The sequence below is a fragment of the Microcoleus sp. EPA2 genome (genome assembly GCA_020882975.1).
In the GTDB taxonomy this organism is placed as follows: domain Bacteria; phylum Cyanobacteriota; class Cyanobacteriia; order Cyanobacteriales; family Microcoleaceae; genus Microcoleus.
This window is the reverse complement of record JAHRFD010000002.1, coordinates 437,923-451,153: the sequence shown is the minus strand read 5'-3', so window position 1 is coordinate 451,153 and position 13,231 is coordinate 437,923. Positions and strand designations below refer to the sequence as shown.

The 13,231-nt window shown below is 43.8% G+C and carries 10 protein-coding genes; 2 read left to right on the top strand and 8 right to left on the bottom strand.

Features of this window, described 5'->3' with window-relative positions; all coding sequences use genetic code 11:
- Positions 1-375: 375 nt before the first annotated feature.
- The 7 genes from csx18 to AAFP14_RS04320 form a co-directional block, all read right to left on the bottom strand.
- Positions 376-660, bottom strand: coding sequence for a CRISPR-associated protein Csx18 (gene csx18, locus AAFP14_RS04350; RefSeq protein ID WP_341731072.1), 285 nt, complete (start codon positions 658-660; stop codon positions 376-378).
- 291 nt (positions 661-951) lie between these two features.
- Positions 952-2,451: a hypothetical protein gene (locus AAFP14_RS04345; protein WP_341731071.1), complete on the bottom strand. Its 1,500-nt coding sequence runs from the start codon at positions 2,449-2,451 to the stop codon at positions 952-954.
- 2 nt (positions 2,452-2,453) lie between these two features.
- Complete coding sequence (locus tag AAFP14_RS04340; RefSeq protein WP_341731070.1) at positions 2,454-4,181, bottom strand: hypothetical protein; 1,728 nt, start codon at positions 4,179-4,181, stop codon at positions 2,454-2,456.
- Positions 4,174-4,602, bottom strand: a complete 429-nt coding sequence (locus AAFP14_RS04335) for a hypothetical protein (RefSeq protein WP_341731069.1) — start codon at positions 4,600-4,602, stop codon at positions 4,174-4,176. Before AAFP14_RS04335 ends, AAFP14_RS04340 begins: the two co-directional genes overlap by 8 nt.
- Positions 4,603-4,605: 3 nt before the next feature.
- Positions 4,606-5,439 carry a type III-B CRISPR module RAMP protein Cmr4 gene (gene cmr4, locus AAFP14_RS04330; RefSeq protein ID WP_341731068.1) on the bottom strand — a complete coding sequence of 278 codons (834 nt, stop codon included), beginning with the start codon at positions 5,437-5,439 and terminating at the stop codon, positions 4,606-4,608.
- Positions 5,439-6,425 carry a CRISPR-associated protein gene (locus tag AAFP14_RS04325; RefSeq protein ID WP_341731067.1) on the bottom strand — a complete coding sequence of 329 codons (987 nt, stop codon included), beginning with the start codon at positions 6,423-6,425 and terminating at the stop codon, positions 5,439-5,441. The genes cmr4 and AAFP14_RS04325 overlap by 1 nt, the downstream gene beginning before the upstream one ends.
- The gene (locus AAFP14_RS04320; protein WP_341731066.1) at positions 6,401-7,960 is read right to left on the bottom strand and encodes a Cas10/Cmr2 second palm domain-containing protein; all 1,560 of its coding nucleotides are present in this window, start codon (positions 7,958-7,960) and stop codon (positions 6,401-6,403) included. Before AAFP14_RS04320 ends, AAFP14_RS04325 begins: the two co-directional genes overlap by 25 nt.
- Before the next feature lie 250 nt (positions 7,961-8,210).
- Here AAFP14_RS04320 and AAFP14_RS04315 point away from each other — a divergent pair, with 250 nt between their 5' ends.
- A complete protein-coding gene (locus tag AAFP14_RS04315) occupies positions 8,211-9,392 on the top strand; it encodes a helix-turn-helix transcriptional regulator (protein ID WP_341731065.1) in 1,182 nt (393 codons plus the stop codon).
- Between the two features lie 172 nt (positions 9,393-9,564).
- Positions 9,565-12,789 carry an efflux RND transporter permease subunit gene (locus AAFP14_RS04310; protein ID WP_341731064.1) on the top strand — a complete coding sequence of 1,075 codons (3,225 nt, stop codon included), beginning with the start codon at positions 9,565-9,567 and terminating at the stop codon, positions 12,787-12,789.
- A 127-nt stretch (positions 12,790-12,916) separates the two neighbouring features.
- Here the strand turns inward: AAFP14_RS04310 and AAFP14_RS04305 are convergent, their stop codons facing one another.
- Positions 12,917-13,210: a hypothetical protein gene (locus AAFP14_RS04305; RefSeq protein WP_341731063.1), complete on the bottom strand. Its 294-nt coding sequence runs from the start codon at positions 13,208-13,210 to the stop codon at positions 12,917-12,919.
- Positions 13,211-13,231: the final 21 nt, after the last annotated feature.

The following is a 13,231-nucleotide window of genomic DNA, read 5'->3' as shown; positions in this document are numbered from 1 at the left end:
GCCACTAATTGAGATAAAAAATAAACCCGCCCCCACTCAACGACAAATCTCAATCTACATCATCGTAGGGGCGGGTTCACCAACAAGATTCGCCACTAATTGAGATAAAAAATAAACCCGCCCCCACTCAACGACAAATCTCAATCTACATCATCGTAGGGGCGGGTTCACCAACAAGATTCGCCACTAATTGAGATAAAAAATAAACCCGCCCCCACCCAACGACAAATCTCAATCTACATTCTTTGCATTATATATGAATCAATGTTGATACAGATTATTGGTTGTGTGGGGGCGGGTTTATGTAGATGGTTGGTGAGTTTCAAATGTTATTGGTGAAACCCGCCCCTACAGCATTTGGATCGAGATATAAAATTATTTCCGTTCTAAATTTTGCGAATCCCGTGGGAGAATTTGCGACGATTCCGGGGTATAATCTAAGGAATTTGGGATTTCTTTGATGCGAGAAGGTTGGAGGTAGCGAACAATTTGGTCAGCGATGGTGGATGCAAAAAAGGTGGCTAGCGTGACTAGGAATGTGTTAGAAATTACGGCGGCTAATCCCAGGGGTGCGATTAAGAGAATGATCAGAGTGATGGTGCCGTTGACGGCGGCGAGGGAGAAGTTACGGATTGTGGATGCGCGGGATGTGATGTACATAGTTGTGTTATTTTGTGTTGAATGTGGATGGTAAAGTTTGGTTGTAGATGCAGGGTGAAGGTGAAAATTTTAGTTAAGTTTATGAGGCGGCCTGGGGTTTAAAACCTAGGTTCAAAGTCCAACCGGGGTTAAAAACCCCTGGCTCAAAGCTCAAGTCCTCTTAAAGAGGACTGGGGAGTTTATAGATAGAATTATGCAGTCGGTTTCAACCGACTTTCGCTATGAGACGGGGGTTTTTAACCCCCGCCGGATCGGTGAAATTGTGGCAGATTTCTTGGCGGGCGATCGCTTTTAGGTTTGGAGTTCGTAATGATCGATCGCATTTACCAATTCATCATGCACTTTCGCCATCAAACTTGCCGACTTTAACGAAACAAACTTTTGCTTTGAAACAAAATTCAAGCATCCCAAAACTCGTGTTTCCCATTTCTCTTTAGAGTCTGTTTTCCAAGCATGAAATACTTCTTTATCATTCAAGCCTCGCAAACAATGAAAAGTAGCATTTCTCTCCTCTATTGTATTACCCACAACTACTAGAATATCAGAGTTTTGATTCCATTCATTTTGTGAATGAGATACTTCGAGTAAGCTAAATAATGCTTTACCAAATAAGCCCACATTATTGTAATCGCGATTTTTATTTGATTCAAACCAACGCCGTAAATTACTAGGCAGATTTACATCATGGATATAAGCCGTATTCGGTTGCTTGGAATTAGAGTATTTGATCTGTGGCTTATACTTATCTAATGCCCATTCTTTGATCAATCCTTCCACAGCCCGAAAACTGTGAAATAGTGCCTCAACAGTGTTGTCTTGTTTTAAACGAATCACGCCCAAATAAGCAGCCTCATAACCCATCCACCACCACTGATTTAAACGCTCTTTTGCAACCTCTCCCCTAGCATTACCAAAATCTTCAAACTTAGCAAAATTCCACTGTACCGCCATTCCTAACAAATCGCGAATTTCCACCAATAACGGATCTACAGAATCTTTCCAGTAAGGCTTTAAGATGCGTTCAACTTCCTGGTAGTCATAACGACTTAATAGCGCTTTCGCCTCTTGGACTACCATCCCCTGCAAATAAGTAGAGCTTTCTATGAAATCACCCTTCTCTGCTAACTTTTCTTCATACTCATTGCTAACTAAAAACTTGACTTTCTTACCGAATCTTGCTAAGCAATCAAATTGAACGGCCGAAGAAATTGCCGGAGTTCCCGCCTGATGGCTAACATAGACATTTGCACTTTTATCAAACTCTAAACTAGACAAAGCTTGCTGAACCAGAAACAGTGCTTTATTCCAATTATCCAATCCCTCATCTTGGGATTTTGGTTTCAATTCCAAGTAATCAATTGATTTAACTTTAGGAAAATTTATCTCAAAATATTTCTCAAATATCGGCTTGAGAGTACAAGTATCCTGCCAATAAGGACTTTTTTCTATAGTCCTGTCTTCGTCATCAAAAACTGCATCCTGGTCAGTCAAAATCACAATTATTCTGTCAGGATTTGTTTTACCTCTCTCTAGCAGCTTGGCAGAAAAAGCATCCAACAGCGGAAAGTGCAAATCCTCATAATATTCATCTGTCAACTGCGTTCCATAAACTATCCCCATCGCTCTAGCTGGTACGAGAAAAGGTTCGTCATCATCAGTATTAGGCGGTCGTGTAGGTGCAAAACGGCGATCGTATAATTGATTTCTCACCTTTCTAAACAAAGTCGCCCAATTCTCGTCAGTTTTGAGCTTGACATCGCTGCTGCCAGTTGTCACAATCCAGATATTCATAATTATTCCTCAGTTGGCCAAAGTTTGATAAAGTCGCTCTGATTCTGTAAAAACTCAAGAAAATTCTGAGTTGTGTCCGAGTCATCAGGAAAAATCGTCAAAAGTTCTACATACTCTTGCCTTTTTTGTTTTAATTCTCCGGTTTTAAGTTTGAGATAGCGGGGATACATCCGATGCCAAATGCGACCAATATTATTGAGTTTTCCAGTCAAATCAGTTTGCTTAATAGACTGAGTTCTTGAGTAGTGGCCGTGAAACCAATTAATTGCTTGGCTGCTATTCTTATCCTCAGCAATTCTTCCCCAGACTTCCAGTTTTTCTGGATGCCAGACTTCGCGCCAAGCAGTAGCGTGACGACTCGGTTCTAAATGATTAACTGTTAACCATTCTATTGCTCTCTGCTGACCCTCTGCCAAAAATTTAGCAATATTTTTGAGGTCATCACTAGCAGCAGTGACGTACAAATCCTTTGAACTTTCATTAAACTTCCAGTGACAGCCGATCGCAGGTTTGTCATTTTTCTCAAAATACTCTGGAAAAAACAGGCTGTGATCGACTCGCCGCCACGATTTACCAAAACCGCCGAGTAATAGAGAAAATTTAATTAAGTAAGTAACAAACTTTTTTAACTCCTTCTGGGGATAGGTATTATTCAGGCATAGCAAATCTAATTTGCCAGCTTGCAAGTTGTAGGTTGGCATCACTACAACTTTGTTGCCGTTAGGCTTATATTTGTGTTCGCCAAAATCGAGTTCCTCAGCGGTAAAATTAATCCCTAACTGCCCGATAATTGCCCCAGTATCATCACGTTTTTCACCAATTCCTCCCCAAAGTTTCTTCGTTAACAGTTGCGCTGTATTAACATCCGTGACCCCAGCCAACAACCGCAAAGTATGACCCCGCAGGGCAGCTTTAAACATATTGGGCCGAAATTCTGGGGTTTTATTCAGCAGTTGGGACGTTAACCCACAGCCGCTCAAGTTGACAGAAAGTAAGACTTTATCAGCGCTTTCTACCTCTGCCATACGACCATAGCCTGCACTTACCCTAGAACCAACTCCGTGTCCTAAAGCTTTTTCCCAAATTTCCCAAATCTCCTCCCATTCTTGTTTTCCAAGCTGTTTGTTACTAGAAATGCCAAATTGTAATTGACACTGATAAAGCGAAATTTGCACGTTAGCACTGGTGACAGCATTTTCCATCACTTGGCGTTTTTGTTGCGAGTGAACGACATCGACTAAACGCTCTTTTTCTGCCCAAGACATATCAGCAGGAAAGCCGCCGTGAAAGCGCAAAATTCCGGGTCTTGCACTACGCTGTCCGTCCTCTATAACCTCTCCTCCGCAGTATTCTTCTCGCTTTTGAGGAGGACACGATCGCCAGAAAGCGCCTTTCATGCTAGAACCCGGATAAAATGGCAAACCTTTCGCACCAATTACGGGTCGAATTACGTCTTCATCTTGTCCGCTATTTGTAACCAAACGCCAGCTAATTGTGTATTGTTTTGTTTCCACTCCCCGGCCGAATTCAGGCATTTTCACGGGTGATTTAGTTCGGCCTCGCTGCCAGAGGGGAACGCTTTCATCATTGCTTTCGGGGACGGGAGGACAGGATTTTAACCACTGTTTCACCCAATCAGAAGCCGGGCCAGCATCGCCTGCATACTGAATTTTTCCTCTTCCAGCTAACTGTGCTTGAAACATCAAAGGAACGCGATCGCTATCACTCATCTTCTTCACCTCCATTATTGCCATTATTCTTAGTAGGTTTATAACGCTGAGTCCACCACACCATGCTGTCGCAAAGTTGAGTCAGCACAGCTATAGCTACTTTGCGCTGTTCTACGGGAAAATTCCACAATTTATTTGCCATGATTTTAATGGCTGCTGTATCGTCAGGACTAACATTATCGTTGGGAATTTTAACGCCAGCATTTGCCATAATTTTAACTAACGCCTTCCAAGTATCCCGCCAATAATCAGCTTTATCTTTGTCCTTGACTAACCGAAACTGTTCTCCCCAAAATCGCTCTAAACCATAAGCAACCGAAACACGCATTTTGTATGCTTGATTAGGAGCATCTTTTTTGTCGCGGTATTTGATAACTAAATCGTGAGCCTCTTGGTCTAATTTGTAAGATTCCCAAGCCATAAATTATACCTCCTTTAAGGTTAGATAGCAGTGACCGAAACCTATTGATTCTAAACCGCCGAGATAAATGTCTGCACCACTAGCAGCACCAAAAGGTTGCCATGTCTCTTGGTTGTCTTTGATGCCGACTGGAAATACTAAAATTGTGCCTTCTGGCAAAGCTTCAGTATTAAAAAAAGCTCCTTTTTTCGCCTTTTTTTCCTCTTTGTCTAAGGCTACTCGACTCTGGCGATATAAAGCCATATCGTGAATCATGGCAATTTCATCATCAGCAACAACAACGGCTGGCAATTCCTCTCCTAAAGGAAACCAAGCAGACAAATCCTGAGTTTTGTCAACTGTCAAAAAGCCAAAGTTAAAAAATAGCTTTGGTTTGCCATTTATGTCGAGAGCTTTTAAGGTTTGAGAACCTGTATAATTAGCGGGAATTTTTGCAGTATTGAGTAACTTACCATCCTTTAGCTTGACAGAATCTCCAGCAATTCGCTGATAGCGTTTGAGCAAACGAGGACAAGTTACCCAGACAATTGGTTGACCGGGACAAAACACTGGCAACCATAGCAGCGAAGCATATTCAAACTTAACTACAGACTCCGTGGTACTGTCTGGCTTCCCTAATTCTGCTTCTTGACCGTACCATTTATTGGCTTCAGTTTCTCCCAGACTGCGGCGGATTTCCGATCGCAATCTTCCCCGAATCGAACTACCGGGAATAATGCCAGTTTGGGTAAACTGGTCGCGAAAAATCAAGTTTAAGTTGCCGCTTTCTTCACCAGCCGTTGCCCCTACATGAATAGGAGCAAGGGTTTCAATAATACCGTAAGCTTTTTTGTACATTATTCAACTCCTTGAATTTCAATGGGTAAACACAAACCGCATCCAACTTGTTTCAGGCTAAAACCCTCTTTGGGAAACCAATCTTCAGGGAATTCCCACCAGGTTTTATCTAAAGGTTCTCTGAGAAGATAGACAGTTCCAGGTGGAACTGCATAGCGTCCCCGTCCCATTTGTCCTTTCGCGCGGTAGCGATAGGAAATGGGTTTATCTGTGAGCATCTCCGGTCGTTTTTTGGAGAAATCTTCATTTTTGGGATAGCGGTATGAAAATTTGTTAGATCCCCAAATTCCCGGCGTAATTAAAGCAAAAGAACGCTGAATTGGTTGGCGTAAAAGTTTGGCTATCGGGCTGTTATCATCCAGTGGAAGACTCTTTATTTCAACCAAATGATTTTCGCCACCAAAGCGATACCAACCATCTGCTAAAGCATGAGTTGAGAGATAAACCAGACAACTTTCATCATCCATCTGCACGGCATTTTCCAGAAACAAACCATCTTCTGCTAAAGTGCAGCGTTCGTCATCTTTTGTTTTCGGATGCAAGATAGGGACGTATGTCCAAGGAGTATCAGCAACATCACCATTTTTCTTAATGGCAGCAGTCTTATTTCCCCAAGAATTAACGGTTTGCCAGCTATATTCAGGATCTAAATCTTCGGATTCGCGATGCCATTTTCCAGATTTCATTTTCCATTCATCCACGCCTTTTTTAGCAAGAATTTTGTGCCAGGGAATGGGTAAGTAAAAGTATTCAGGATCTTCAGATTTTGCCCAGAATGGGCCAGCGACAAACAAGTTATCACTAAGTTCTTTTGGACAAATATAGGACTTAACTTTGTTAGCGCTGAAAAATAGACCGGAGAGAGTAGCGGCTTCTGGAGGGAATTTTGCCCCAGAACGTCCGACCAAGTTTTCGGGCGATAAAAATCCGCCTGAACTGCCGTACATAAATCCTAAAGGACTTATAGTGATGAGATATTTGAACATAGCTGCCATCCCACATTTATTAGGTCACTAATCCAGTAAATAATTTGCTTAGATTGTTCTGGATTTTCGTAATCTCCGACGATGTGCTTCCAGTTTTTCTTTAAGTTCTCCTGGTCTTGAAAGTAAAGTTGAAATAGAGTTAAAGCTAATTCATCATCTGGTCTTTTTTCGTTGGGATTAAAGCTGATAGCATGACGATTTTTTAGATGAGCTAAATCCTTATAAACATGACTCCAGTTTGGCTTTTGATCCCAGGTTTTGCCCTCGCGGTCTTTGTATTGTTTGAGAATGTATAAATAATTCCAAGGACAAGTCCACTGCACGTATTGACCACTGTTAAAGACTACTCGAATTGTAACCCGATCGCGCCCCAAACTTTTTGCCCGTTTTTCCGCCTCCCGACAGTGTTGTAAAATATCTCGCTGGGGCACACTATGACCAGCCCAAACAAAACCAACACTTAAATTAATATCCTGACCGTGCTCTTTCCATTTATCTGACAATTCCATTAACCATTCTAATGCCTCTATAGGTTCGGGTGGCTTTTCGGGCTTGGTACTGTAAATTACGCCGAGGAAATCGTCACCGCCTGCATAAACAACTCGCCCTAGGTCTTTGGGGAAATTCTTGATAAATTTACCGCCCCAATTCCGCATGGCTTCGCTGAAGTTTTTTAAACCTTCATCTCCTTTTTCTTTAGCAATTTCCTGAAGTTTTTTGCCAACTTTATCACCGTCTCCCATAAACCAACCAGTCCAGTGTTCTGATTCACGAATAATATCGCTAAATCCTGTTTCAAGGGGAGAAATACCAATATTTCTGGCAATATCTTCGTCACGAGTTACCAATCGCTTAACTAACTCAGGAATACTCAATCTTTCATTAGGTGCAAGAAATTTTCCTTCGGGTTTGCCATCTGGGGGAAGATTCTCTAAAACACAGGAAAGACGCTGATAGAAATCCTTAAGTTCAGCTTTTTCTGGATCGGATAGTTGCCTCCCTGGATTTGAATGTTCCAAACCTAAACGCGGCCAGGCTATCGCATCCGTGCCAGTCAAACTAGAACTGTCGCCAATCCAATTAATCGCCGTCCAATCTCGCCGCAATTTGCGAGTTTCTAAATTCTTCATCGCACATTCTATGCAATCTCCGTGCCCCCAAAATATTTCCCAAGTGTACAAACCCCATCGCATCCACTCTTGCTGCCAAAAGTATTGCTCTTTAGGAGGTACTTCTCGTTCTATCCAAACTCGACATTCATTTAATATTTCTTGCCATGATTTCCGAAGGGTATTCGTCACATCATTCCTGGAAAATGCCCCTTCGCCTTTCAGAAGTATCCGATTGGGCATTCCTTTCTGGATGTTCGGGGAACCGGGAGAAATGACATTGAAACCTGATTTTTCGGCTTGCTTTACTAGCTTGTAACTCAGATAAGACAGAATCAGTGAAGCCCCATACAAATCTCTGAGTTTACGAGATTTTTCAATAAAACCCTGGACGGGTGCAAAGGCGATCGCGGTATATGCAGACATAAATTAAATTTTAAGGCGGACCATGCCCACCTGAATGCTGCTGGTAGTGTCTCAAGTAGCTAAACTGCTTAAGTCCTACTGAACTCAATATACCAGCCGAGCCAGCTTCAAGTCTTCAAATTCACAATATTTATCAAAGTTATTGCGAGACCTAAAGTCTTGTAAATAAAGATATCCAGACAATTATATATTTTTATGTCAATATTGTCTTTTACTTGAGATTTCAGCAACTTACTGATATACACCCATCATGGCCAAAAAACCAACCCCTCACCCCTACGCCGATCGACTAACGTTCGATCGCATCATGCTCCTAATTGCCACATTAGTAAACCATCCCGGAATCGGACATTCCGACACCGAAACCTCCGACAGTAAATATCACGACGCTTTACTAGAAGTCCAATCTCAATTGCAGAAAATTGCCGCCGAATTCAACATCGCATTTCCCGAAAACTATCCCGCAACTCCAACCATTCGCAAAGACTTAGAAACTTTGCGACACTACGGAATCCTAGACAAACGAATGTATCGATTCGGTTACTATCTCGGCACCGGCGCCATGACTCGCGAAGAACTACTATTCGCATTTCAAGCGATCGCATCTCAAGCTAAATATCAAGGAAATCCCCAAGCCCGCAGAATTTGTGAAAAACTCACAAAACTGTTGCGCGGATTGGATATCGAACTCAAAGGCCAATTGTTTTATCCGGTTCGCGAACACCTGAATCGCGCGATTATTTACACCGATCCTGTCGAAATGCTCGATCGCCAAGAATATCGCCATACCCTATTTCACAAACTAGAAATGGTAGAAACAGCCATAGTTCGAGGCCAGGCGATCGAAGTTTACCGCGATCGCGATTATTATGGTAAAGGCAATGTCGGTTTCCGGCGAATCTGGCCTCTGCAACTGATTTATCATGACATCGCCTGGTACCTGATTTCCGAATATTGCGACGACGGGCATTTGAAAGTAGAACGAGTGAATCGCTTCACCGACTACTGCGAAATTATCGATGCAGAAGGACGTGGTTTAGCCCCACAGTTACAAAGTCTGAAAATAGCTCACAAATTGTTAAAAAACGGCTGGGGGCTGTTCTTGGGCAATCTAGAGCAACAGCAGGCAGAATTGGAAGGTACGCTGAAGTTGCAAAAAGTGAAGGTGCGATTTTTTCAGAAGGTAGTTGGATTTATTCTAGAGGGCGATCGGCGACATCCGCGACAAAAAAAGATTCAGGAAGGCCCAAGGGATAGTTTTGGCAATCTGCTATATGTGGATTATCAGATCGATTTGCCCGATCGCTCTTTGAAGGAATTTAGTCTATGGGTTAACAAATATATGGAAAACGCCCAAGTGCTTTCCCCGCCGAGTTTGGTAGAAAAACACCGACAAGCAGCGAAAGATTTGTGCGATCGCTACAATTTGTAAATCCAAATTGTTGACAGAGGATAAAAAAGCCGATCGCCGCTGATATCGTTCTCTATTTTCGGCGATCGACTACCTCTTAAGGCATATTCAAAAAAATGTTTTTGAGAATTTATTAAAATTCATTATACTACTCGTAATGTGGGTCAGTAAATATTCTAAAATATCAAATCACATGACAGCCGATAAAACCGGATTTAGCATTAGCGCGATCGCGATTCGCCGCCACATCGGCACCCTGATGCTGACACTAGCAATTATAGTCGTGGGGATTTTTTACATCACCCAACTACCCGTTGATTTGCTACCCTCCATCACCTATCCCCGGATCAGCGTGCGCCTAGACGCCCCCGGAGTTTCTCCAGAAGTCGCAGTTGACGAAATTACCCGCCCCCTCGAACAAGGACTTTCAGCCACAGAAGGCGTCACCCAAGTGTTCTCCCGCACCCGCGAAGGACAAGTCAGCGTCGATTTATTCTTCAGACCGGGCGGAGACATCAATCAAGCCCTCAACGACGCCACAGCCTCCGTTAACCGCATTCGTAACCGACTTCCCGATACTGTTGAATCGCCAACTCTGTTTAAATTTGACCCTTCCCAACAGCCAGTTTATGAATTTGCGCTGACTTCAGACTCGCGCCAAGGCGTAGATTTGCGGGTATTTGCCGATGACGAATTAGCCAGGGAAATTAACGTGATTCCCGGAGTAGCTTCTGTTGACGTTTCGGGCGGTGTTCAAGAAGAAATTCAAGTGAATATTGACTTGAATCGCCTGCAAAGTTTAGGAGTTAATCTTAACGACGTTTTTAATGCTTTGCGATCGCGCAACTTAGATACTTCCGGCGGTAGATTGCGGCAAGAATCCAACGAACCGCTGACGCGCACAGTCGGCCGCTTTAAAACAGCCGCCGAAATTAACAACATTTCCTTTCAAATATCCGGTTCCAACCCGCCCAAACGAGTTTACCTGCGCGACTTTGCCACAGTCAATGACGGCACGGAAGAACAGCGAGTTAAAGTTTTTCTGAATCAAAAACCAGCCGTTAAAATTAGCATCTTGAAACAGCCGGATGCCAACACGATTACGGTTGTGGACGGAGTGAAAAATCGCCTCAAAGAAATGCAGGACTCCGGCTTAATTTCGGCAGACATGAAAGTAGTTACGACCTTAGACGAATCCCGATTTATCCGCAATTCCTTAGCCGATGTGGCCAATGCGGGAATTTCCGGGGCAGTGTTGGCTGCGATCGCCGTTTTGTTCTTTTTAGGTTCCCTCAGACAAACCCTGATTATCTCTCTGACGATTCCCCTGTGTACTCTAGCAGCCATTATTTTAATGCGGCTGTTCGGCTTATCGCTGAACTTGTTTAGTTTAGGGGGTTTAGCCTTGGGAATCGGTCAGGCGATCGACACCAGCGTCGTTATTTTAGAAAATATTGTAGTCGGTCTAGACAACAACCCTCATCTGAAAAAAGGCCGACTCAAAGACCGCAAAGAACGCACCATCGAAGAATCTGTGATGCGGAGTCAAGAAGTAGAATCAGCCATGGTTGCTTCCACTGCTGCTAACTTAGTATCAGTCCTGCCATTCTTGCTAATTGGTGGCTTTTTTTCCCTGCTATTTAGCGAATTAATTTTAACAATTTGCTTTGCCGTAGCCGCATCTTTGCTAGTAGCTTTAACTATAGTGCCGATGCTCACTTCTCGCTTGATGGGAATGTCTTATTCCAGTGGGATTAATAAGTTCGGACCGATTAAATATTTCAATCGAGGCTTTGAAAACGGTACGCGCGCCTACAGTTCGGTGCTATCAAAAGTGCTGGGTTTGCGACTAATTATTATTGTACTCGCTTTTGTGATTTTAGGCGGCGGAACTTGGGTGATGGCTGGTCAAATCCCCCAAGAAATCTTGCCAAGAGTTAATACAAGTCAAGCCAGATTATTTGCTTTGTTTCCTCCCGGAACTAACTTAGAAACCAATCAAAAAGTAGTGGCTGCCGCCGATAAACTTCTGTTAGCACAGCCAGAAACCGAGTATACTTTAACCACAGCGGGTGGGCTGCTGTTCGGCAACAATACGATCGAGAATTTGCTCAGGGGAAGCAGCACGATTACCCTAAAATCAGGTACGAATACGATCGCCTTTACCGAAAGAATGAGTGAGGAATTGAAGAAAATCGACGTTCCGAAAGGCACTCGCCTGCGCTTAGTTCCAGAAGGGATTAGAGGTTTAGTTTTAACTAATTCTCCAGTCAGGGGCGGCGAAATTGATGTCATACTTCAAGGCCCAAATGAACAAGTATTGCAGGAAGCAGGTCGTCAGATATTAAAAGAGTTAGATGAGAAGGTAAAATTAGCCCGGTTTCGGCCGGATGGAGACGCGCCGCAGTCAGAGGTCCAAATTCGTCCAGATTGGGAAAGGGCATCTTTGTACGGGCTCAGTGCTCAAGACATTGGGGAGACAATTCAGACAGCCATTGAAGGTACTGTTCCAACTCAAGTGCAGCGGGGAAACCGCTTGGTGGACGTGCGCGTGCAGTTCGATCGCACTTCTGTAAAAAATATCGCCCAACTGGAACAAATTCCCTTATCTGGCAATAATAGCATTGTCCGTTTGAGCGATGTGGCAAAAATTGCGATCGGCCAAGCCCCAGGAGAAATTCAGCGTCTCAACCAGCGCCAAGTTTTCTTAGTTGTGGGAAACTTAAATCGGGGTGCAAGTTTGGGCGATGCTGTCAAACAAGTCGATGCAGCTTTGTCAGAATTGAAGTTGCCGCCTGGAGTCAGAATTGTGCCTAGTTCGGCTGCGGAAACTAACGATCAATTGCAAACTTCGCTGAAACTTTTGGGCGGGTTGGCGACGTTTTTAGTATTTGTGGCGATGGCGGTGCAGTACAATTCTCTGGTTGACCCGTTGGTGATTTTGCTGACGGTGCCGCTGGCGTTGACTGCGGGTATTTTCGGGCTGTATGTTACCAAAACTGCGATCGGGGCGACGGTGATGATCGGGGCAATTTTGCTCGTGGGAATTATCGTGAATAACGGCATTATTATGGTGGAGTTGGCGAACCAAATTCGGGAAGAGGAAGGAGTCGATCGCACCACAGCAATTCTCAGGGCTGCACCTCAACGTTTGCGTCCGATTTTGATGACAACTATCACCACAGTTTTGGGTTTGTTTCCCCTAGCTTTGGGGATTGGAGAGGGTTCGGAGTTTCTGCAACCTTTGGGTGTGGTGGTGTTTTCTGGTTTGTCGCTAGCTACTTTGCTGACGCTGTTTATTATCCCCTGTTTCTATATTTTGCTGCACGATTTCTTCGGGATGTTTGCAGCGAAGCAGAAGCCGCAGGCGGTGGCTATTCCGGTGCAGAAGGCGACGAGAAAGAATGCGAATTTGTAATAATTTAGTGCCAGCAAATACGCGCTTTCGGTGCAGTCCGACAGTCCGGCAGGGGTTGAAACCCCTGCCTCATAGCGAAAGTCGGTTAAAAACCGACTGTAGATTTAGAGGAAAAATACGATCTATTTCAGTCCTCTTTTAGAGGACTTTCGCTATGAGACAGGGAATTCATTCCCTGTCGGACTGTCGGACTGTTGGAGTCTGGGACTCTCGGACTCTCGGACTGTCGGACTGTTGGAGTCTGGGACTCTCGGACTCTCGGACTGTCGGACTGTCGGACTGTCGGACTCTGGGACTCTCGGACTCTGGGACTCTCGGACTGTCGTACTCTCGGACTCACAAACAATATCCCTACTGCATTTGATGTTAAGCTGACGCACCCTAATAAAATCAGCAAGTAAGGTACATTTGACACTATCATATAATTATGTTACAAATATAC

Excerpts from the sequence above, each read along its gene's own strand:
- csx18 (WP_341731072.1), bottom strand. The coding sequence starts at position 660 with ATGTACATCACATCCCGCGCATCCACAATCCGTAACTTCTCCCTCGCC.
- AAFP14_RS04345 (WP_341731071.1), bottom strand. The coding sequence starts at position 2,451 with ATGAATATCTGGATTGTGACAACTGGCAGCAGCGATGTCAAGCTCAAA.
- AAFP14_RS04340 (WP_341731070.1), bottom strand. The coding sequence starts at position 4,181 with ATGAGTGATAGCGATCGCGTTCCTTTGATGTTTCAAGCACAGTTAGCT.
- AAFP14_RS04335 (WP_341731069.1), bottom strand. The coding sequence starts at position 4,602 with ATGGCTTGGGAATCTTACAAATTAGACCAAGAGGCTCACGATTTAGTT.
- cmr4 (WP_341731068.1), bottom strand. The coding sequence starts at position 5,439 with ATGTACAAAAAAGCTTACGGTATTATTGAAACCCTTGCTCCTATTCAT.
- AAFP14_RS04325 (WP_341731067.1), bottom strand. The coding sequence starts at position 6,425 with ATGTTCAAATATCTCATCACTATAAGTCCTTTAGGATTTATGTACGGC.
- AAFP14_RS04320 (WP_341731066.1), bottom strand. The coding sequence starts at position 7,960 with ATGTCTGCATATACCGCGATCGCCTTTGCACCCGTCCAGGGTTTTATT.
- AAFP14_RS04315 (WP_341731065.1), top strand. The coding sequence starts at position 8,211 with ATGGCCAAAAAACCAACCCCTCACCCCTACGCCGATCGACTAACGTTC.
- AAFP14_RS04310 (WP_341731064.1), top strand. The coding sequence starts at position 9,565 with ATGACAGCCGATAAAACCGGATTTAGCATTAGCGCGATCGCGATTCGC.
- AAFP14_RS04305 (WP_341731063.1), bottom strand. The coding sequence starts at position 13,210 with ATGATAGTGTCAAATGTACCTTACTTGCTGATTTTATTAGGGTGCGTC.